The following is a 19,475-nucleotide window of genomic DNA, read 5'->3' as shown; positions in this document are numbered from 1 at the left end:
GGTTATGCTCTCCTTCGCGGGCCGGAGAGGCTGTGGCGGAAGGCCGCTGGTATGTCGTTATTCAGCGCCACCCGATCCGAATCCTCGAAAATCTGCATGGCACGCAACCATTGCTCGAACTCCGGTGCCGGTTTCAGGTTGAGCACACGGCGGGCGTAAAGGGCGTCGTGGAATGACGTGGTCTGGTAATTGAGCATGATGTCATCTGACCCTGGAATGCCCATGATGAATGTGCACCCGGCGACTCCGAGCAGCGTCAGCAGGATATCCATATCATTCTGGTCGGCTTCGGCGTGGTTGGTGTAGCAGATGTCGCAACCCATCGGCAGCCCGAGCAGCTTTCCGCAGAAATGATCCTCCAGGCCTGCCCGGGTGATCTGCTTGCCATCATAGAGATATTCCGGGCCGATAAAGCCGACCACCGTATTCACCAGCAGCGGGTCAAAATGGCGGGCGACCGCGTAGGCCCTGGCCTCGCAGGTTTGCTGGTCAAGGCCGTGGTGAGCATTGGCGGAGAGGGCGCTACCCTGACCGGTTTCAAAGTACATTACGTTTTGGCCGACGGACCCGCGTTTCAGGCTCAGGGCGGCTTCCTGAGCCTCTTTCAGGGTGGCGAGGCTGAACCCGAAACTCTGGTTGGTGGCTTCGGTGCCGCCTATAGACTGGAAAACCAAATCTACGGGCGCCCCCTGTTCGATGGCTTCGAGGGTGTTGGTCACGTGCGTAAGCACGCAAGACTGAGTTGGAATGTCGTAGCGCTGGATTACTTCGTCGACCATGGTCAGTAGCCGCTTGGTTTGAGCCACGTTATCGGTCGCTGGATTAATGCCGATGACGGCGTCGCCATTGCCATAAAGCAGGCCATCAAGAATGCTGGCGGCGATGCCTGCCATGTCATCTGTAGGGTGGTTCGGTTGCAGCCGGGTGGAAAGGCGCCCCGGCAACCCGACGGTGTTTCGGAACGCTGTGGTTATCTGGCATTTCTGCGCAACCAGGATAAGATCCTGGTTGCGCATGAGCTTGCTGACCGCCGCCACCATTTCAGGCGTCAGACCGGGGCGTAGTCGTGCCAGCATCTCCGGCGAGGCGTTATCGCTCAGAAGCCAGTTCCGGAAATCGCCAACCGTCAGGTGAGAAACGGGGGCGAAGGCGGCGGCGTCATGAGAGTCCATGATCAGGCGGGTTACCTCATCCGTTTCATAGGGAATCAGGGCGTCGGTCAGAAATGTCTTGAGTGGCAGGTCGGCCAGACACATTTGTGCCAGTACCCGCTCTTCAGCCGACGCTGCGCCAACGCCGGCGAGATGATCGCCTGAGCGCTCTGGCGTTGCCTTTGCCATCAAGGTCCCCAGGTCCCTGAAATCCATGGTCTGAAATCCCATACGGTACGTGTACTGGCCACTCATGGTCTTCTCCTTTGGTCCTGGGGTGTCTCTGCCGAACCCACGATCAGATTCCTTTAACTACACTGTAGTTTCTGGAAGCAAATGCTGTCACAAGGGCGTGAAGCCTTAAGTTTAGATCGGTTGAGCCGTTAGTTGAAAAGTGGAAGTACTGTCAGTCTGGCTGATGGCTTGGGGCGACTAGGAGCACTGGACAAATGTTCGGCAAAAAACTGCAACAAGAAAACGAGAACCTCAAGGAAGAGCTGTACATGTTGCAGCAACTCGTTGAAGACGTCGCGGAGGAGATGATGGCCCTGGAGTTGGACTCCGGTGGCCTGATCAAGTCTGTCAATTCGCGTTTCCAAAGCGAGTTTGGTGCCGGCAGTGATGCGGTGATTGGCCGGCACCCCAGAGATCTGGTGCCCGAATACCTGAGATCTACCCAGCATTTCCGGTTGATGACGGAGGCGGTCAGCAAAGGACGTGTATGGGTAGGCGCCTGGCAGGTGCAGAATGGCGCAGGCACTCATCTTTGGTTCCGGGCCATGGTATGTCCGATCAAACGGCGGGACGGTGAGCTGGACCACATCACGATCTTCGCCAACAACCTTACCCGGACCATTGAGACCTCTCGTGAGCACGAAAACCTGATTCGGGCGATGCAGCGTTCGACAGCGGTGATCGAGTTTGACCTCCATGGCCATGTGCTGACCGCCAACCACCTGTTTCTGGATGCGATGGGCTATCGGCTCGACGAAATCAAGGGAAAACACCACCGCATCTTTTGTCCTCCGGAAGTATATAACTCCCCAAACTACGAGCAGTTCTGGCAGCGACTGCGTAACGGTGATTTTGTCGCTGAACGCTTCAAGCGGGTTGACAAGGCGGGCCGTGAAGTCTGGCTTGAAGCTTCCTATAACCCGTTGATGAATGCCCGTGATGAGCTCTACAAAGTTGTGAAATTTGCAACGGTGATCACCGAGCAGGTCCTTCAGGAACGGGAAGTCTCCAACGCTGCAGGTGTCGCCTATGACACCTCTAAAGCGACGGATGCCAGCGCCAAGCGAGGCAAGGAAGTCATGGAGAATACGGTCACGGTGATGCAGCAGCTGGCGGACGAAATGAGTCGGGCGGTTGAACGAATTGGCGAACTTGATCAGCAATCCCAGACCATCAATGCACTGATCCAGAGTATTAGCGGAATCGCGGAGCAGACCAATCTGCTTGCGCTCAACGCTGCCATTGAGGCGGCCCGGGCGGGCGATCAGGGACGGGGTTTTGCGGTGGTGGCCGATGAGGTAAGAAAGCTGGCATCCCGGACGTCGGAAGCGACCGAAGAGATCACCTCGGTTGTCAGTCGTAACCAGGAGCTGACTTCCAGAGCGGTGGGTGTGATCGAATCCGGAAAATCCAGGGCGGAAGAGGTGCGGTCGCTCGTTGGCGAGGCCGGGGATGTGATCAATGAGATTCAGGAGGCCGCCCGTGAGGTTGTTGATGCTGTCTCTCAATTTGCCAACCGGTTGGGCAACTGACTCGGCCTAAGGTTCTACTGCCCTGAATTGCGACAGGTGCTAGACTTGGAATCCCTGCAGGTGTAAGGAAACCCTCAATGGCGCTTGGCCGTTTGCTGTTTCTGCACCTTCCCAAGGCTTATCACGTTCGTTCAATCGATATTGTTGAAGAGCGCTCCTCACGCGTCGTCAATCGGCTTTCCGTTAACCTCAATGAGGCTGACGCCCACCCTGCCATGTATCGGGGAACACTGGTGTACCCGTTCGAACTGCAAGCCGGGAAAACGACGGTTGTGTATGTGCGCAGTCACGCATACTCACACCAGTGGTTCTCGTTGAAGGTATACGATGACGAGAATTCCCGGCGGGCGCTGGCCGGGGGGCACCTCGATATTGCCCTTATGGTGGGGATGATGCTGGCGCTCGTCTTCTATAACGGCCTTTTGTATTTCGCCACCAGCAAGAAGGAAAACATTTACTACTCACTCTATCTGATTTCAGGCCTGGTCTGGATCGCGCTGTCTTACGGTTTGGTGGCGAAGGCGTTCAACGCTTACGGCGACGCAGTGTTTGTCCTGAATCTCTCGTTGATAACCATGCCGATTTTCCTGCTGTCGTTCATGATGGCCATTTTCGAAACACATGAGTATTTCCGCACCGAACATCGCGTGCTTCAGGGTATGCTGGCATTGCTGGTGGTGACGTTTGTTTACGGCCTGTTTGATATCGCGACGGCCCTGAAGCCTGCCAGCAGTCTTGCCGCCCTGATGATGGTAGTGACCTTCTCGGTGAGCCGTTGTCGGTTATCGCCATTGATTTCGATCATTTCAAAGCGGTCAATGACACCCATGGCCACAATGTGGGCGACCTGGTTCTGGTAGAAGTTGCCTCCGTATTTCGTCAGTTCAGCCGGGACAGGGATCTGGTCGCGCGCTTCGGTGGCGAGGAATTCGTCATTCTCCTGCCGGGTGCGGATCTGGCAGAGGCGTTTGGCTGTGCTGAACGTATCAGGAACGCTGTCGAAGCCATGATCATTGATGGAGGCGATGGGTTGGTGGTTCAAGTCACAGTAAGTGTCGGTGTGGCTGAGGTAAACCCCCTTCTGGAATCTGTGGAGGGGGCGGTCAAACGGGCCGACCGTTCACTGTATGAGGCCAAGGCCGGGGGCCGCAACCGGGTTTGTGGCTATGATGGTCCGGCAGGCAAGGCACTACCCACCTGAGGGTGGAGATCCTCCAATGGCGTCCCGCACATTAAGAAGCGCTAATCACGTTGTTTGAACCCTGTGCTAGAGTTGGAGTGACCGTGGTTGCTTTTGGATACACGCAGCCATAGCCGAAATAGCAGTAATCATACTGATAAGGAGGCAAGATGATGGAAGCGAAATCCGGTCAACAAAATGAGTACGAACAGGTACGTGAGGATCTGCGCCGTCTTCAGGAAGATATGGCCAAGCTGACCAGAAGCGTCGCTGAAGGCCAGAAGAACAACATCAGTCATCTCCGAGACGAGATACGCCGCGAAAGCCGGGAAGCGTTTGACCAGGTAAAGCGGCGGGGCGATGAAGCCCTTGATCGCGCAAAGGATGTCAGCGGCAAAGCGGTGGAAAACGTGGAACACAAAATTGAGGAGCGTCCATTCCTCAGTATTGTTCTTATGTTTCTGGCCGGGTTGTTGGTGGGTCGCTTGTTGGATCGCTGATGATGCCTGACTCGGCCTGGTTGCAGGGCGCGCTGCGCAAGGTAGTCGCGGCAGTTCTGGGTTTACTGCTGGCGCTGGTTTTGCTGGTGGCCCTGCTCATTACCGGTTTTTACATGCTCGTCAACGCCGCCACGCTGGCCCTGGCTCCTGTGCTGGGTGAAGCCGGTGCTATGGCCGTGACGGGCTTTTTCTGCATTCTCCTGTTAGTGCTTTTTTTCTATCGTATGACACGGCCGGCCAGGTCTCACGGACAGGCCGATTCCGGCGAAAGTTCAGGCATGTCATCGCCGGTAGAATCTTTAAGAAACCTGATTCGAAAGAACCCTCTGGAATCGGCGTCTATTGCTTTTGTGCTGGGCATCGCCGAACAGGGAGATCCCCGGTTGAAGTCTCTGTTGCTTCAGGGCGGTATGGTTTTGATGAAGGAAGCCGAAGCTGAACGTGCTGCCAAGCCTGAGCATATGCCTGGCTCACAACCTTCCGATAGCCAGTCGGAAACAACGCAGTAACAGACCAAGAGCAAGACATGCCACCATCACCATTACAGTCCAGCCTACCTGGTGCGCCTGAGAATAAACGCGCACTCTGGTCTTGGGCGCTCTACGACTGGGCAAACAGTGCCTTCTTTACGATCATTCTTACGTTTGTCTTCGCCCAGTACTTCAGCGTCTCGGTGATTCAGGATGAAGTGGCGGGCACGCGGGCATGGGGCAACATCGTTGGTATAGCTGGGGTGGTGATTGCCATACTTGCTCCAATTCTCGGTGCTATTGCCGATCAGTCAGGCCGGCGCAAACCCTGGTTGATCAGTTTTACACTCCTGTGTGTGGTTTCGTCGGCCATGTTGTGGACGGTGACGCCGGATCAGAGTCAGTTCTGGACGGCCGCTCTATGGGTGGGGTTGGGTACACTCGGGGCTGAGTTCGCTTTCATCTTCTATAACTCGATGTTGCCGGATCTGGCTCGGCCGGAGCGTACCGGACGGTGGTCTGGCTGGGCCTGGGGACTGGGTTATGTGGGCGGTATCGCCAGTCTGGTGGTGGCGCTCTACGGCTTTATCGAAGCGGACGGCACGTTATTTAACCTTGATCGAGACGCCGCAGAGCACGTGCGGGCAACCTTTGTTCTGGTGGCCGTGTGGTATCTGGTATTTGCCTTGCCGGCGTTCTTTTTTATCCCGGATCGTCCGTCAACCGGTTTGAGTCTGGGGGCGGCGACGCGGGCCGGACTGGCCCAACTGAAACAATCCATTGCTCATGTACGGCAGTACCGGGACATCGTGCGGTTTCTGATTGCGAGGATGCTGTACACCGATGGCCTGGCGACGATTTTTACCTTCGGTGGCGTCTATGCTGCCGGTACGTTCAACATGAGTCCCACGGAAGTGCTGCAGTTCGCCATTGCCCTGAACGTCACTGCCGGGCTGGGGGCACTGGGCTTTGCCTGGATTGACGATGCCCTGGGTGGTCGCAATACCATCCTGCTGTCGCTGGTGGGCCTGGGCTGCAGTGCGTTCGCGATTCTGGTGGTGAATGGGGCCACCGCGTTCTGGATATGGGGCATGATTCTGGGCATTTTCGTGGGGCCGCTGCAATCGGCCAGTCGTTCTCATCTGGCCCGTGTGGCCCCGCCGCATCTGCAGACTCAGATGTTCGGCCTGTTCGCCTTCTCCGGGAAGGCAACTGCGTTTGCCGGCCCTTTGCTGGTGGGTTGGGTGACGTCGGTTACCGACAGCCAACGTTGGGGCATGAGTACGATCTTGCTGTTCCTGCTGATCGGGTTTGTGCTGATGCTGAAAGTGCCTGCGACTGAGGCCCGAAAAGCGAAGGACTGACACGGTATCTGCCCCAGCTTCGGCTATTCTGATTCATAGCCATCCCACAACAACAAGATCCTGAGGGGCGTTTTGCCATGGCCAGATATGACTTCATCATCGAGGGTGGTCGCTATTTCGACGGTACCGGCGCGCTCTCGTTTACCCGCAACCTCGCCATCAAGGATGGCCGGGTGGTACGTGTGACGGCCGATCCGATTCCTCATGACTATGCCGAGCGCGTGGTCGATGCCTCCGGGCTTTGGGTGATGCCAGGTTTTCTCGATACCCACACGCACTACGATGCCGAGCTGCTGGTAAGCCCAAGCCTCTCGGAATCTGTGCGCCACGGCGTGACAACCGTGCTGGTGGGGAGCTGCTCCTTGAGCATGGTGTGCAGCGACTACGAGGATGCCTCGGATATCTTTACGCGGGTCGAGACCGTACCCAGGGAGCGGGTGTTGCCAATTCTGAAAGCTCACAAGACCTGGTCGACGCCGCGTCAATGGATGGAACATCTTCGTCAGGTTCCTCTGGGCCCAAACATTATCAGCTTTCTCGGACACAGTGATTTGCGGGTGGGGGTGATGGGGCTCAGTCGGGCAACGGATCTCTCAACACAGCCTACCGAGGAAGAGTTGAAAACCATGGAACGCTTGTTGAAGGAGGCATTGGATGAGGGCTTCCTGGGACTTTCGACCATGTGTTTGAAGTGGGACAAGGTGGATGGCGACCGTGAGTGGTCCAAAAGCCTGCCCAGCACCTATGCGCGCTGGAGCGAGATTGCGCGCCTGAACAAACTGGTGCGGGCCTACAACCGCGTGCACCAGGGGGCGCCAAATGCGGCCACGCCACTACAGATCCTTCAGTACGTACGTGAATGTCTGGGGTGGTTGCGCCAACCGCTCAAGACAACACTGATCAGCCAGATGGATCTCAAAGGCAGCGCTTACCTGACCAATCTGACCAAACTGACCTCGCGGGTGACAAATGCGCTTCGGGGCGACTTCCGTTGGCAGGTATTGCCGACGCCCTTCACCGTGTATGCCGATGGCATTGATGTCGTGTTCTTCGAGGAGTTTGGCGCCGGTGAAATGGCGCTGGACCTGAAAGATGCGGTGGAACGCAATGATCTCCTGAAAGACGAGTCGTACCGTCGACAATTCCGGAAGTTCTATGGTGAGAAGCTCAGCCCCCGGGTGTGGCAAAGGGATTTCGGTGATGCCATGATTATCGACTGCCCCGATGCAGCCCTGATCGGCAAGAATTTCGAAGAGGTGGCCAGGGCCCGTGGTGTGCATGTCGTCGATCTGTTCCTGGATCTGGTGGTGGAGTTCGGCAGGAATATTCGTTGGTACACCACCGTCGGAAACCATCGAAAACAGGTACTCAAACGCCTGGTGAAAGACCCCCGGTCGCTGATTACCTTCAGTGATGCCGGCGCCCATATTCGGAATATGGCGTTCTACAACCTGCCACTGCGCATGCTCAAGCTCGTTCATGAGTCTATCAATGACGGAGACCCCATCATGACCATGGAGCAGGCCGTACATCGGTTGACGGGAGATCAGGCCGACTGGTTCGGTGTGGATGCGGGCAAGATTCGTGAGGGGGACCGCGCCGATGTTGTGGTTATTGATCCGGCGGGGTTCAATCAGGACCTTGAGCAGGTGCACTGGGGCGAGATGGAAAACTTTGATCTGCAGCGTTTGGTCAATCGCAATCCCGGCATCGTAAAAACGGTTCTGATCAACGGACGGCTGGCGGTCGACGACGAGCAATTCTCGCCGTCATTTGGCCGTGAAATGGGCTATGGACAGTTTATCCCGGCGAGGTAATTAATCAGGTTATGGCCAAGGCCTCTTTTGCTAGAAAGTCACTGCGGTTGATGTTCTGGGTAGTTGTAGCCGCACTGGTGCTGATGTTTTCAATTATCCTGCTGTTCAGGTTCGTGAACCCTCCGACCTCGGCCTTCATGCTGGGTTATCAGATGGGTCATGCCCGCGAGCCTTTGCAGCACGAATGGGTGCCAATATCTGAGGTATCCGAATGGATGGCGCTGGCGGTGATCGCCAGTGAAGACCAGCGATTTCCGGAGCACCACGGGGTTGATTTCAAGGCTGTTCATAAGGCGGTCTCTGAATATCAGGCTGGAGAGGGCTTGCGAGGTGCCAGTACCATCACGCAGCAAACGGCCAAGAATCTGTTTCTCTGGAATGATCGAAGCTTTGTCCGAAAAGCCATCGAGGCGGGTCTGGCACTGGCAATTGATGCGATCTGGCCTAAACAGCGGATTCTTGAAGTCTATCTGAACATCGCAGAATTCGGACCGGGCATCTACGGTGTACAGGCAGCCAGCCGCGCCTACTACCGAATTCCGGCGGGCGTGCTGTCGCCACTCCAGGCTGCACATCTCGCTGCAGTCCTTCCTAACCCGAACGTGTTGAGCGTGCTTTCGCCCACGCCTTACGTTCAGGAACGAGTGGCCTGGATTGAGGGGCAGATGGCTCGGCTATCGAGGGCGGAGTATCTCGCCGAAATCAACGCTGGCAGGTAATGCCAAACCGTTGTTGATGGTTCACCGGCTCTTTGATGAGTGGGCCCCGCTCCGGCACTGGGAGGGTGTCATACCAAACCGGGCTTTGAATGCCCGACTGAACTGGCTGGCGTCGTTGAAGCCGCAGGCGAGAGCGATGGCGGTGATTTTTGTGGTTGATTGTCGCAGATGATCGCGTGCCCGGATGAGCCGTTGTTCCTGTACATATTGGTAGGGGGCGCAGCCAAACGTGGCCCGGAACAGTCTTGCGAAATGGTAGGGGCTGAGGTTCACCCAGCCGGCCATTTCCGACAGTGTGAGAGGCTGGTCCAGTTCCGCATGAATCTGCTCCTGTAACAGTCGCCGGTACTGATGGGACAGTTGCCCGGTAACTGCGGGAGGTGCTTTGGCGACGCTGGCGTGTCGGCTGACCACCTGTAGCAGGAGCCACTGTGCCAGGTGATCCATCGCCATTGCCTGGCCGGGTGCCTGCCAGTCGCTCAGCACCAGGAGTTTGCCTGCCTGGGCCAGGATCGGATCCTCACGGTGGTAGCACTCGTTCAGTTGAATCTTATCCGGGTCGGAATCCCAGGTTTGACTGGCGCATCGCGCGACATCGACATCATTGAAATAGAAATGGAAAAACTCGAATTGTCCGCCGATTTGCCAGATGGAGCGGCTGCCCGCAGGAAACAGGCACACGGCGCCGGGAAAGCCGCGGCTTACCGCCTTTCCGTTGACCATCCGCTGGGCTTGCTGGCCCTTGTCAATGTAGATGCTCAGGGCGTGATGGCGAGGGCGCTCGTAGCGAACCTCCCCCTGACGGTTCTGCCACTGGGCGAGGGTTTTTCCATGCTCCAGGTCCATCATTCTCTGCGGCGCAACGCCCGCCGTGCGAAGGCTGTCGGCAATGTCCAGCTGCCCCTGTCTGTCTTGCAGCGGTGACGGGTTTGTTGTCGTTGGGTTGTCCATAATGCAAGGCCTCCGCAAGAATCATCCACGGTTCCGCAGGATCTGACAAGCTATCGCGCGTTCGTTTCCATAATCTGACCACCTGACGCCCGAACTTGCCATTTAACTGGGAGCCTCTGAATCATGCCCATTAGTGCCCATTATGGACTGACTGTATTGATATGGGGTCTGACGTGGACGGCGATTCGACTGCAGGTCGAATCTGCGTCTGTGGATTTGGCAGTGTTCTATCGCTTTGTGATGGCTTCTGTGGTTGCACTTGCGGTTCTTGCCGTTACCCGGCGGCTGAGCAGGTTGACGCCTGGCCAGCATGGCTGGCTTTTTTTGCAAGGGCTGACGCTATATAGCGTGAATTTTCTCCTGATCTATCGGGCCGCCGAATCGATGACCAGTGGGTTGTTGGCGGTCGTGTTTTCTCTGGCGGCACTGTTCAACGCGTTCAACGGTTGGCTCTGGTTGCGAACCAGACCGACAGCGAGGCTCTACCCCGCCGTGGCCCTTGGTGTGAACGGTGTCGCGCTGCTGTTCTGGCATGACCTGCAACTCGGCAATGCCACTGGCGCGAGCATACTGTTTGCGGTCGCTGGAACCTTCTGGTTTTCCATGGGGAACCTGGTGAGCGTGAAGGTGAGGGCAGCAGGGGTTCCGTTGTTTACGGCCAATGCCTGGGCAATGGTTTATGGAGCACTTATTCTCGGATTGTGGTGCCTGATCCAGGGGGTAGAGTGGATGCTGCCTGCCACCTCAGTATTCTGGGGAGCGACCGTGTTCCTTGCCGTTCCCGGCTCTATTGTGGCGTTCTACTGCTACATTACGGTCATCCAGGTGATGGGCGCCGACAAGGCAGGCTATGCCGCGGTACTGTTCCCGGTTGTCGCTCTTTCGGTCTCCACCTGGCTGGAGGGATTCGAGTGGACGACGCCGGCTATGCTGGGCGCCCTGCTGGCCATATTGGGAAACTATGTGTTGTTTCGTCCCGGCAAGCGTCAGAGCGTCAGCGCAACCAGCGTTCCCGAGCAACGGACCTGACTCTGTTGCTATGGGCTCACTTTGTCGTGCAGGACTCATCGCACCCGTTCGCACCGATCTCTTTGGGGGCCATTTTTAAAAACACACCCAGTGCGGCCAACAACAATGCTGTACTCGCAATAATCGCAACCGGATAAACGAGATTCCCCGCCAAATCAAGCTGGCTGTATTTGATGATCATGATCAGGCCTTCAAGCGACATGGCCACGCAAACGGTACTGATGAAGCGGGGCAGGGTGCGGCGCATCATTGTCACTATATCGTGAGTTTCTGAACGGCCGCTGTATTCCGAGCGGATCACCATGGCCAGTTCGTAAACGGCCAGTGCGATAATGCTGCCGTTAACGCCATTAATCATGGCCTGCATCAAGGGCTCATCGGAATTCAGGAGTTCAAAGACATCGACGATGGTTGCTGCCACAAGAGCGAAGGCCAATCCGAAAAACAACCAGGAGAACAGCCTGGCGAACAAACCGCGTACTGGAATACTTCTCAACCTGTCGAGCATGCGTTTTCACCGTGACCTGTGGATGTGATGAGACAGGCTACGGATATTTCGTAAAGGCTGCGATTACAGGTTGCACACAGCGCGGTAACCTTGAAGCAAAGGGCGAGTTGATTATTTTACCTCCGCTCATCGCCAGGCCTTGTGGTTGCGCCATTCACACCGGCTATCCTTGGGTTGCCAACACAGTTATCCACAGATTCTGTGGGAAAACTCTTTGCTGATTGATCATTGTTTCGGTGGTTGTGGAGAATGTTATTGAAACCATAACTCGGCGCTTTCAAGGCGTAGTCAACGCTAAGGTCGCAAAGCGGACATTCAGATTTGGGGATAACTCCCGGCTCACGCGCCGCCTCCACGCCTATTCCAGACCGATTCGCGCCGTTAGCACCGAAACAAAAATGTCACACCGCTGACACATTTCAGGACCACTCTATTACTGTATGGAATTTAGTCAGCCTCGCATCGAAAACATTCCGCGCATGAAGCTTCATGCAGCAGGGGAGGCCAGAAATGGACGAAATAATCCCGAGAGCCCTCACTGCATCAGAGATTGAGTACATGGGTGAGCTACTGGAAGATCTCACCAATCTTCGAGATCGCCTTTGCTCTATGGCTGCCCAACCCCCATTTAGCCTCAACGAACTCGACTCTGGCTATCGTATAAGCGCCGAAAACCTTCTGCATTACCTCGCGTTGCGCCGACAGGATATCCGACTGCTCCAGCAGCGCCTTGTTACGCTTGGATTTTCCTCATTGGGTCGTTCGGAATCCTGCGTACTGCCGACATTAGACGTCATCATCCGCACACTTTCCTTACTACTCGGACAGTCACTAAAAGCAGATTGCGGCGAAACTTCCACGATCACGATTCAGGATGGCCCCCGGTTACTGCTGCAGCATTCGAAAGAACTACTTGGGGCCACGCCCGAAGCTAGAAACGTACGGATAATGGTCACCATGCCAACGGAATCGGCACAGGATCCCTCAATCATTCGCGATTTGCTGAAAGCCGGGATGAATTGCATGCGTATAAATTGCGCCCATGATGACCCAGAAACCTGGCTGGAGATGATCAATAATCTGCAAACTGCAAAAGAGGAGTTCGGACAGAGTTGTCAGATTTTTATGGATTTGGGTGGGCCGAAGATACGCACGGGTGAGATCGAACCCGGACCGCACGTTGTGCATGTACGCCCCAAACGTAATGAATACGGAATCACCGTTTTCCCTGCGCGCATACTGCTGGTGCCGGAGGGAAGTTCAGCACCGGAAATTAGCGATAACCAGACTGTTTTCGGTGTTCCAAAGAATTTTCTACAAAAGCTCAAGAGATTTGATGAGATCCGGCTCCTTGATGCACGCCACAAGTCCCGGAAATGGACTGTTGTTGAAGTTTGCGACTTTGGATGCCGGGTTGAGAGCATCAAAACATGTTACGTAGTGCCCGGAACGCCTCTTGAGCTGAAAGAAAAACAACGCCCGAAAATCACAGCCAAGATTACCAGTGTCCTCAAGCAACCCGGGTTTATAGTCCTCCGCCAAGGAGATTATCTTTTAGTTACGGCCGACTCGAATGCCGGACATTCCAAGCATTTAGACACCCAGGGAAATCTTGTTACTCCCGCTACGATAAGCTGCACGATGCCCGAGGTCGTTTCTCAAGTTCATCCGGGCGAGAGCGTCTGGTTTGATGACGGGAAAATTGGTGGTGTCATTGAAAAAGTAGAGACAGACCGATTCTGGGTAAAAATCCAACACGCTCGTCCAGAAGGCAGCAAACTTAGAGCCGGTAAAGGCATGAACCTTCCGAATAGCCAGCTTAACGTCAGCTCTCTGACGCCGACCGACATCAGCCACCTGACATTCATCGCTAAGCATGCAGATGCCGTCCAGATGTCATTTGTAAACTCCGCACATGACGTCACATTGCTTGACGAAGCACTGTCCCGGGTAAAGGGGGATCACTTAGGCATCGTCCTCAAGATCGAAACCCGAAGAGGATTTGAGAATTTGCCCTCTATGCTGCTGACCGCTATGCGCCGACCCAAGGTGGGCGTCATGATTGCAAGGGGCGATCTTGCTGTTGAGTGTGGATATGAGCGACTGGCAGAAGTCCAGGAAGAGATATTGTCAGTGTGTGAAGCCGCCCATGTACCCGTTATCTGGGCGACTCAAGTACTAGAAAACCTGGCTCAGAAAGGCATGCCCTCTCGCGCAGAGATTTCAGATGCAGTCATGGCGCACCGTGCAGAGTGCGTCATGCTGAACAAAGGGCCGCACGTTATCGAAGCGCTTGGTGCGCTCGACAGCATTCTCAAGCGCATGGAACAGCATCAAACCAAAAAACGGGCACTACTCAGGGCACTGAGATTGGCCCAGAACGGACGGTAACAAGTGGATACCGATGAAGGATTGCTAGCCAGCTATCTAAAACGGAAGTTGTCTGCCCATGAAGCGGTCGAGACCATCTCAGGCTGCAGAAACCTGATTCTCGGAATGAGCGCCGCGCAACCGCCGGCATTGATGGCAGCCACTGCAGATGCCCTCAGAGATCGATTGATTGGTCCGTTAAATGTCTATTATCTGCATGGTACGGAACATCTTCAGCAAACTCTTTTAGCTCCAGATCTCATTGATCTCGTAACACCCCGTCCACTCTTTCTAAGCCATTCAGACAGGGCTGCCATTGCACAATCCAACTCTATAAATTGGATTGAATTCGTACCCGCAATGCTTCACCAGGCCGGCCGCCTGCTGACAGAGCACATAGATCCGGAATGTTTTTTTGTGACCGTATCGCCGATGGATCGCCATGGATATTTCAGCCTCGTCACCAACGCTGATTACGGAGCGTCTGTGATCCGAAAAGCAAGGAAAGTCATTGTCGAGGTCAACCGGTATATGCCTCGAACCTTTGGTGAATGTTCCGTCCATATTTCAGAAATAGACCACATCGTTGAGCACGATCAACCGCTGGTAGAGGCAATCCCCAAGGCGCCCACAGAGGTCGATAGAAAGATTGCGCAACAGATCATCGAACGGATTGGCGATGGGGACACCTTACAGATCGGAGTGGGCGGAGTACCAAATGCCGTGCTCTCTACGAGTTCCTTGACGATAACCCTGCTATCGTTGGATACCCCGCTTCCTGGGTAAACAACCCCGACATCATTCGGCTAAACGACAACATGGTGTCTGTAAATTCAGCACTCGAAATAGATCTGACTGGCCAGATCAATTCTGAACAAATTGGCGATCGCCCCTTTTCTGGCACCGGTGGCCAACTTGATTTTGTTCGTGGTGCTTACGCCGCAAGAAACGGGCGCTCCTTCATTGCATTAAGGTCAACCGCTCAATCGGACTCTGTAAGCCGTATCGTCCCGCGTCTACTCGGCGGTGCCGTCACAGACCCCCGGAATGATGTGCAATTCGTAGTGACTGAGTATGGCTGCGTAAACCTTAAAGGCCTCTCTATCCCTCAAAGAGCCAGAGCCCTCATCCAAATTGCATCTCCTGAATTTCAAGATCATCTTGAACGAGAGGCAACGTCACTTGGATGGATATAGGCACTATAGATCGGATCACTGAAATCAGAGCGCTGGATAATGCCAACCTAGTTGTTTAGAACAGCCTCAATCGCGCGGTAATCATCATAGGTCACGAGGTTTATCCCCACCGCTCGCTGAGTATTCAGGTATTCCGAGAGCATTGGCGAAGGCGTTGTCAGTAGATTAATGACCCGGCTCCGAACGTCCTCGCAAATTCCACTGCGGAATACAAAAGGGTCATAGTGTAACGGTACCGAACGCCAGAGAACCGTTAGGGTGTCCTCTGCAATCATGCCGCGCCTGAGCGCTTCATCTGCTCTTGAGCTGGAGACAAAGGCAGCCTCCGCCTTGTTGTCCAGCAACGCCATCAATGCCTTGTCATGGCTACCCGCGTATATGTTGGCTCCAAAGAAATCGGAGAATGGCTCGCCGATCGTGGTTGCAAACTCGTTTTTGGGAATGAGAGCCCCTGATGTACTGGAAGGATCTGTCAGCAGTATCCTGGTATTTCTCAGGTCCTCAATGCTGTTTATCCCCGCTGCCGTTGGAACTACCAGTAGCGAATAATAGAAACTCCCCTCGGGTGTAAAGAGCCCGGCCTCGGTGGTTAGAGAAGCGAAGGCATCCAGACCCGGGTCTGTTCGATGGGCGATAACATAGGATGCCGGCCCCATAACGGCCAGGTCGACACCGCCCGAGAGTACACCGTCCATCACGCTCTCGTAAGAGGTGGCTCTAACCAGTTCTACCGGCATCCCAAGCCCCTGCTCTAGCAGCGTAATCAACGGCTGATATTCAGAGGCCTGCTGGTCGATATCTTTTTTTGGGATCATCGTGAAGGTCAATCTGTTCATGTTGCAGTTTTTGACCTCTCGGACGGCTCCCGAACTATAAAACGATGCAAAGGCGAGCGATGCGAACGCGAGAATTAACGTCAGCAACCTCATGCTCTGGCTTCCTCTTCTGCGAAGGTTCTCAGGAACTCAGGAATCTTCTCCGCTGGTATGGGGCGCCCCAGGTGATAGCCCTGTGCAATGTCACAGCCGGCGACTTTCAGGTGAACCAGCTGCTCACGGGTTTCCACGCCCTCGGCCACCACTTTGAGCGCCATGCGCTTGGCCAGAATAATGGTCGAGGACACGATCGGACTGTCATCATGGCTGTTTGAGATGCGGTTAATCAGGCTTCGGTCAATCTTGAGCTTGTCTACCGGTACCGCCTCCAGGTGGGCAAACCCCGCGTAACCGGTGCCGAAATCGTCAATACTGAGGCGGATACCTGCCGCCTTGAGGCAATGCAGGCTCTCAACTGCCCGGCCTTCCAGCATAGCAGTTTCCGTGATTTCCAGTTCCAGCAAGTCGGTGGTCAAACCGTAGTCCGCCAACGTCGCCAGAACGTCTTTGCAGAAACCCGGCTGAGCAAGCTGTATCGGAGAAACATTGACTGCGACTGGCTTCGAAATCCCATGTTTCTGTTGCCAGTCGGATATCTGGGCACAGGCCAGTCGAACCACTTCCATGCCCAGGGACACGACAAAGCCGGTTTTCTCGGCCACCGGAATAAATCGGTCTGGATACAGCAGGCCGAAGCCCGGATGTTGCCATCGCACCAGAGCCTCGTAGCCAATAATTTCCATAGTCTCCAGGCAAACCTGGGGTTGGTAATGCAGAATAAACTCCCGGTTTTTGAGGGCCTCTACAAAGGCTTGTTCCAGGTGAAATTCTTCCACATCACTCACATTCAGTGACTGGTCGAAAAACCGGTACTGGCCACGGCCAGCTTTCTTGGCCGAATACATAGCGGCATCAGCACATTTGGTCAGTTCATCAATACTCTGGCCGTCCCGAGGGCTGATGGCGATACCAATGCTGGGACTGGTATTCAGCTCTGTTCCTTCCAACATGTAGGGGGCGGACAAATGCGCGGTTAAAGCTGCGGCCCACTGCTCGATGTCGGCCTCACTGCGATCACCCACCAACAGCACTACAAATTCATCACCGCCGAAACGAGCGGCAATATCACCTTTGTCCAGCATGCGTTGAATGCGACCGGCTACGGCCTGCAGTAGCAGGTCACCGATGTGGTGGCCAAGAGAATCATTAATGGATTTAAAGCGATCCAGATCGATAAACAGCATGGTTGACAGCTTCCGCTGTCGACGCTGTTCCAGTACCAGCGAATCTGCCACATCCAGAAACTGGCGACGGTTGAACAGACCACTGAGATGATCAATCGAAGCGGCACGGCTACTGCGGGCATGCTCGGTTTCAAGGCGCTCAATCAGTTGCTGGTTGTTCCGCTCGGACAACCGCAATGCCTCCAACACTCTTTGCTGCCCGGTCAAACTCCGGATCAGCCAGAACACAATACCGAAAACCAGTAAGGTCATTACGCTGTTGGCAATCAGTTGCTTATTCTGGCCAGGCGTAAGCGGTGCAAAGATCTCGTAGTAAGGCTGGGCCACACTGACTGTAAAACCATTCGCTGGACGGGTCACGAAAACATATTGGTATTGCTCGCCCGCCAACTCCACCGTGGCTTCGCCGGTCACAACACGGCCTTCAGCCGCAATCTGCACTTTTGGCACCTGAGGCCCTCCAACCACAATGCCGCTTTCATTGGCCCGCATCCACTCATCCCCCCTGGAATCCAGAATCTGAATAAAGCCCGAGCCCAGCTCAACATTCTGTAGAAGCCCAGCCAGGTAGGCGATGTCCAGCTCAATCAAGATCAATCTTGAGGAGCGGGACAAATCTGCCAGTCTGAGTGGAACCAGGAATGGCAATCGCCAGGCAGGCTCTTGTGGCACGTAAGCCGGATCCGCAACTCGTTCGGGAAGCACAGGCACAAATCCAGCTCCGGCAAAGTGGTCTTCAGTTCCAGACAACCAACTACCAAGGTTTGAGCGTGCCGAACCCAGATGGCTGGTGTAAATCAGTTCTCCCGACAGATTGTAAACACTGAGCCGGTTGAACACGGGATCTTCTGCCAGAAGCGTCAAGAGCCTGGTTTCTGCTTCTTGATGCGCGATGACATCGTCATTCACCAGGCTACCCATGGCCTTGGCTCGATCAGTCATCTGCTTGAGGCTCTCCGACACAATCAATGCCAGATTGCGGTTCTCGGAGAGTCTTGCATTGAGGGTTTCCGCCCTCGTTGCAGATGCCTGCCAAAGGAATAACACCCAGAGAAACAATACGATAACAACCCCGAGTGCCAGCATGGTTAGCTGAACGCTATTCAGGGGAGTATCAGATTTCGATGTCATCAAGCTAGAACCTGGAGAAAAGGGATAGGTAAACGTCAGCCTCTCCAGTGGCCGGATAAATCCTGTGAGTCGGGTGAGGCATTTCGCCAGCAAAACCCAGATCTCTCGAAGCCTAGACGTCAATTGTGGCAATTACATGACAGGCCGAAATTGTTAGCGGGTTCACGCTTTTGACACAGGAACTTCATTTCTCAATGTTAAGTGCACGGCCCCATCCATAACGGAGCAGCAGTAATGTCCGGCCAATCATCCCTCCTGGTAGAAAAGCTCTGGCGCCTTAAACGCCGCATCGACAAAGGCCAATGCCCCGGTGTCGACTTTATTCATCTGAACGTCCTGCTTAGAGAGCCTGCTTATCGGGCGGATGTTCTCAGGCGCGTGGAAACAAACGGCTCGCCCGAACTCCAGGCGCTTGCCCGGGAAATTATGGCAAACGATCCCGGTGAGCCGCTGATGGCGAAGTCTCCCACGGAAACACTGGCGAAAACTTCAGCTGACAAGGCGCAACGACGTAGCTGGCTTACTCGTAATGGTATAGTCGTCATTCCCATATCGGTGGCCTTTGTGGCAGCGATTGCCGGTTTTACCGCTCTTGAGAATCGAGCTGTCCGGGTCGCTGACGATATTGTCTCTGATACCGTTTGGCAAAGTGGCCGTCGCTATATTCTGGATGACGTTATCTATGTGGATAGCGCCAGGCTCACCATAGAACCGGGCGTAACCATCGAAGGCGAACGCGGTTCTGCTCGGCAAAGCGCCGGTTAATCAGCCCGACGCGGCAATAGAGGGTGTTCCCGAGACAGATCTCCGTGGCCAGTTTGGAGGTGCCGGCCAGCGCCACAGTTGCGGCGTACTGCAGTATACCCGCATCGAATTTGCTGGCTTTGAGGTCTACAAAGACAACGAACTGAATGGTCTTACGCTGGGTGGTTGCGGCTCGGACACCATCGTCGAAAACGTGCAGGTACATCGCGCGCTGGACGATGGCATTGAGATGTTCGGTGGTACCGTAGATCTGAAAAACCTTCTGGTAACCGGCGCCGGCCGCTCGGCCAAACAGCACCGTGCCATGGTTCTGCGAGAAGGTTCCGGTGGCCATTTCCACAACATGATCATCGACAGCTTTGCCATCGAGGCCATCGATACGCGGGATGAGGTCAGGTCACTCGTGGCGATGGAAAACTCACCTTTAGCCACAACCTTA

At 55.0% G+C, this 19,475-nt stretch carries 19 protein-coding genes; 13 read left to right on the top strand and 6 right to left on the bottom strand.

Features of this window, described 5'->3' with window-relative positions; genetic code table 11:
* Positions 1-2: 2 nt before the first annotated feature.
* On the bottom strand, positions 3-1,406 hold the full coding sequence (locus tag C7436_RS07630; protein ID WP_183576682.1) for an ethanolamine ammonia-lyase subunit EutB: 1,404 nt from the start codon (positions 1,404-1,406) through the stop codon (positions 3-5).
* 194 nt (positions 1,407-1,600) lie between these two features.
* On the opposite strand from C7436_RS07630, the gene C7436_RS07625 reads away from it, so the two are divergent.
* From C7436_RS07625 to mtgA, 8 genes are all read left to right on the top strand, one after another.
* On the top strand, positions 1,601-2,917 hold the full coding sequence (locus C7436_RS07625; RefSeq protein WP_121207290.1) for a methyl-accepting chemotaxis protein: 1,317 nt from the start codon (positions 1,601-1,603) through the stop codon (positions 2,915-2,917).
* A gap of 77 nt (positions 2,918-2,994) precedes the next feature.
* A complete protein-coding gene (locus C7436_RS07620; protein ID WP_121207289.1) occupies positions 2,995-3,777 on the top strand; it encodes a 7TM-DISM domain-containing protein in 783 nt (260 codons plus the stop codon).
* A complete protein-coding gene (locus C7436_RS07615) occupies positions 3,693-4,118 on the top strand; it encodes a GGDEF domain-containing protein (protein ID WP_121207288.1) in 426 nt (141 codons plus the stop codon). Before C7436_RS07620 ends, C7436_RS07615 begins: the two co-directional genes overlap by 85 nt.
* A 149-nt stretch (positions 4,119-4,267) precedes the next feature.
* Positions 4,268-4,597, top strand: a complete 330-nt coding sequence (locus tag C7436_RS07610; RefSeq protein ID WP_011786381.1) for a DUF883 family protein — start codon at positions 4,268-4,270, stop codon at positions 4,595-4,597.
* Entirely contained in the window at positions 4,597-5,106 is a 510-nt protein-coding gene (locus C7436_RS07605; protein ID WP_121207286.1) for a hypothetical protein, read from the top strand. The genes C7436_RS07610 and C7436_RS07605 overlap by 1 nt, the downstream gene beginning before the upstream one ends.
* A gap of 17 nt (positions 5,107-5,123) precedes the next feature.
* On the top strand, positions 5,124-6,431 hold the full coding sequence (locus tag C7436_RS07600; RefSeq protein ID WP_121207284.1) for an MFS transporter: 1,308 nt from the start codon (positions 5,124-5,126) through the stop codon (positions 6,429-6,431).
* Positions 6,432-6,508: 77 nt separating this feature from the next.
* Positions 6,509-8,248 carry an N-acyl-D-amino-acid deacylase family protein gene (locus C7436_RS07595; protein WP_121207282.1) on the top strand — a complete coding sequence of 580 codons (1,740 nt, stop codon included), beginning with the start codon at positions 6,509-6,511 and terminating at the stop codon, positions 8,246-8,248.
* An 11-nt stretch (positions 8,249-8,259) separates the two neighbouring features.
* Positions 8,260-8,967 carry a monofunctional biosynthetic peptidoglycan transglycosylase gene (gene mtgA, locus C7436_RS07590; RefSeq protein WP_121207281.1) on the top strand — a complete coding sequence of 236 codons (708 nt, stop codon included), beginning with the start codon at positions 8,260-8,262 and terminating at the stop codon, positions 8,965-8,967.
* Positions 8,968-8,988: 21 nt separating this feature from the next.
* Here the strand turns inward: mtgA and C7436_RS07585 are convergent, their stop codons facing one another.
* On the bottom strand, positions 8,989-9,918 hold the full coding sequence (locus C7436_RS07585) for a helix-turn-helix domain-containing protein (protein WP_121207279.1): 930 nt from the start codon (positions 9,916-9,918) through the stop codon (positions 8,989-8,991).
* Positions 9,919-10,041: 123 nt separating this feature from the next.
* Between C7436_RS07585 and C7436_RS07580 the strand changes: the two genes are divergently transcribed.
* On the top strand, positions 10,042-10,947 hold the full coding sequence (locus tag C7436_RS07580) for a DMT family transporter (protein WP_121207277.1): 906 nt from the start codon (positions 10,042-10,044) through the stop codon (positions 10,945-10,947).
* A gap of 16 nt (positions 10,948-10,963) precedes the next feature.
* On the opposite strand, the gene C7436_RS07575 is transcribed toward C7436_RS07580, so the two are convergent.
* On the bottom strand, positions 10,964-11,419 hold the full coding sequence (locus C7436_RS07575; RefSeq protein ID WP_228198079.1) for a hypothetical protein: 456 nt from the start codon (positions 11,417-11,419) through the stop codon (positions 10,964-10,966).
* 546 nt (positions 11,420-11,965) lie between these two features.
* On the opposite strand from C7436_RS07575, the gene C7436_RS07570 reads away from it, so the two are divergent.
* The 3 genes from C7436_RS07570 to C7436_RS18930 are packed head-to-tail and all read left to right on the top strand — an operon-like array spanning position 11,966 to position 15,021.
* Positions 11,966-13,846 carry a pyruvate kinase gene (locus C7436_RS07570; protein ID WP_121207275.1) on the top strand — a complete coding sequence of 627 codons (1,881 nt, stop codon included), beginning with the start codon at positions 11,966-11,968 and terminating at the stop codon, positions 13,844-13,846.
* A gap of 3 nt (positions 13,847-13,849) precedes the next feature.
* Positions 13,850-14,611: a hypothetical protein gene (locus tag C7436_RS07565; RefSeq protein WP_228198078.1), complete on the top strand. Its 762-nt coding sequence runs from the start codon at positions 13,850-13,852 to the stop codon at positions 14,609-14,611.
* Entirely contained in the window at positions 14,584-15,021 is a 438-nt protein-coding gene (locus tag C7436_RS18930; protein WP_228198109.1) for an acetyl-CoA hydrolase/transferase C-terminal domain-containing protein, read from the top strand. The genes C7436_RS07565 and C7436_RS18930 overlap by 28 nt, the downstream gene beginning before the upstream one ends.
* Before the next feature lie 47 nt (positions 15,022-15,068).
* On the opposite strand, the gene C7436_RS07560 is transcribed toward C7436_RS18930, so the two are convergent.
* Positions 15,069-15,950, bottom strand: coding sequence for a phosphate/phosphite/phosphonate ABC transporter substrate-binding protein (locus tag C7436_RS07560; RefSeq protein ID WP_121207273.1), 882 nt, complete (start codon positions 15,948-15,950; stop codon positions 15,069-15,071).
* On the bottom strand, positions 15,947-18,271 hold the full coding sequence (locus tag C7436_RS07555) for a putative bifunctional diguanylate cyclase/phosphodiesterase (protein ID WP_121207272.1): 2,325 nt from the start codon (positions 18,269-18,271) through the stop codon (positions 15,947-15,949). The genes C7436_RS07560 and C7436_RS07555 overlap by 4 nt, the downstream gene beginning before the upstream one ends.
* 234 nt (positions 18,272-18,505) lie before the next feature.
* Between C7436_RS07555 and C7436_RS18925 the strand changes: the two genes are divergently transcribed.
* Positions 18,506-19,036, top strand: a complete 531-nt coding sequence (locus C7436_RS18925; protein WP_228198077.1) for a hypothetical protein — start codon at positions 18,506-18,508, stop codon at positions 19,034-19,036.
* Here the strand turns inward: C7436_RS18925 and C7436_RS18920 are convergent.
* Positions 18,972-19,370: a hypothetical protein gene (locus tag C7436_RS18920; RefSeq protein ID WP_228198076.1), complete on the bottom strand. Its 399-nt coding sequence runs from the start codon at positions 19,368-19,370 to the stop codon at positions 18,972-18,974. The genes C7436_RS18925 and C7436_RS18920 overlap by 65 nt on opposite strands.
* Positions 19,371-19,475: the final 105 nt, after the last annotated feature.

Source organism: Marinobacter nauticus, assembly GCF_003634635.1.
GTDB lineage: Bacteria > Pseudomonadota > Gammaproteobacteria > Pseudomonadales > Oleiphilaceae > Marinobacter > Marinobacter nauticus.
This window is presented reverse-complemented; position numbering and strand designations above follow the sequence as displayed.

Bases quoted from the DNA above. Each gene is read 5' to 3' on its own strand.
- C7436_RS07630 (WP_183576682.1), bottom strand. From the start codon at position 1,406: ATGAGTGGCCAGTACACGTACCGTATGGGATTTCAGACCATGGATTTC.
- C7436_RS07625 (WP_121207290.1), top strand. From the start codon at position 1,601: ATGTTCGGCAAAAAACTGCAACAAGAAAACGAGAACCTCAAGGAAGAG.
- C7436_RS07620 (WP_121207289.1), top strand. From the start codon at position 2,995: ATGGCGCTTGGCCGTTTGCTGTTTCTGCACCTTCCCAAGGCTTATCAC.
- C7436_RS07610 (WP_011786381.1), top strand. From the start codon at position 4,268: ATGATGGAAGCGAAATCCGGTCAACAAAATGAGTACGAACAGGTACGT.
- C7436_RS07605 (WP_121207286.1), top strand. From the start codon at position 4,597: ATGATGCCTGACTCGGCCTGGTTGCAGGGCGCGCTGCGCAAGGTAGTC.
- C7436_RS07600 (WP_121207284.1), top strand. From the start codon at position 5,124: ATGCCACCATCACCATTACAGTCCAGCCTACCTGGTGCGCCTGAGAAT.
- C7436_RS07595 (WP_121207282.1), top strand. From the start codon at position 6,509: ATGGCCAGATATGACTTCATCATCGAGGGTGGTCGCTATTTCGACGGT.
- mtgA (WP_121207281.1), top strand. From the start codon at position 8,260: ATGGCCAAGGCCTCTTTTGCTAGAAAGTCACTGCGGTTGATGTTCTGG.
- C7436_RS07585 (WP_121207279.1), bottom strand. From the start codon at position 9,918: ATGGACAACCCAACGACAACAAACCCGTCACCGCTGCAAGACAGACAG.
- C7436_RS07580 (WP_121207277.1), top strand. From the start codon at position 10,042: ATGCCCATTAGTGCCCATTATGGACTGACTGTATTGATATGGGGTCTG.
- C7436_RS07570 (WP_121207275.1), top strand. From the start codon at position 11,966: ATGGACGAAATAATCCCGAGAGCCCTCACTGCATCAGAGATTGAGTAC.
- C7436_RS07560 (WP_121207273.1), bottom strand. From the start codon at position 15,950: ATGAGGTTGCTGACGTTAATTCTCGCGTTCGCATCGCTCGCCTTTGCA.
- C7436_RS07555 (WP_121207272.1), bottom strand. From the start codon at position 18,271: ATGACATCGAAATCTGATACTCCCCTGAATAGCGTTCAGCTAACCATG.
- C7436_RS18925 (WP_228198077.1), top strand. From the start codon at position 18,506: ATGTCCGGCCAATCATCCCTCCTGGTAGAAAAGCTCTGGCGCCTTAAA.
- C7436_RS18920 (WP_228198076.1), bottom strand. From the start codon at position 19,370: ATGGCCACCGGAACCTTCTCGCAGAACCATGGCACGGTGCTGTTTGGC.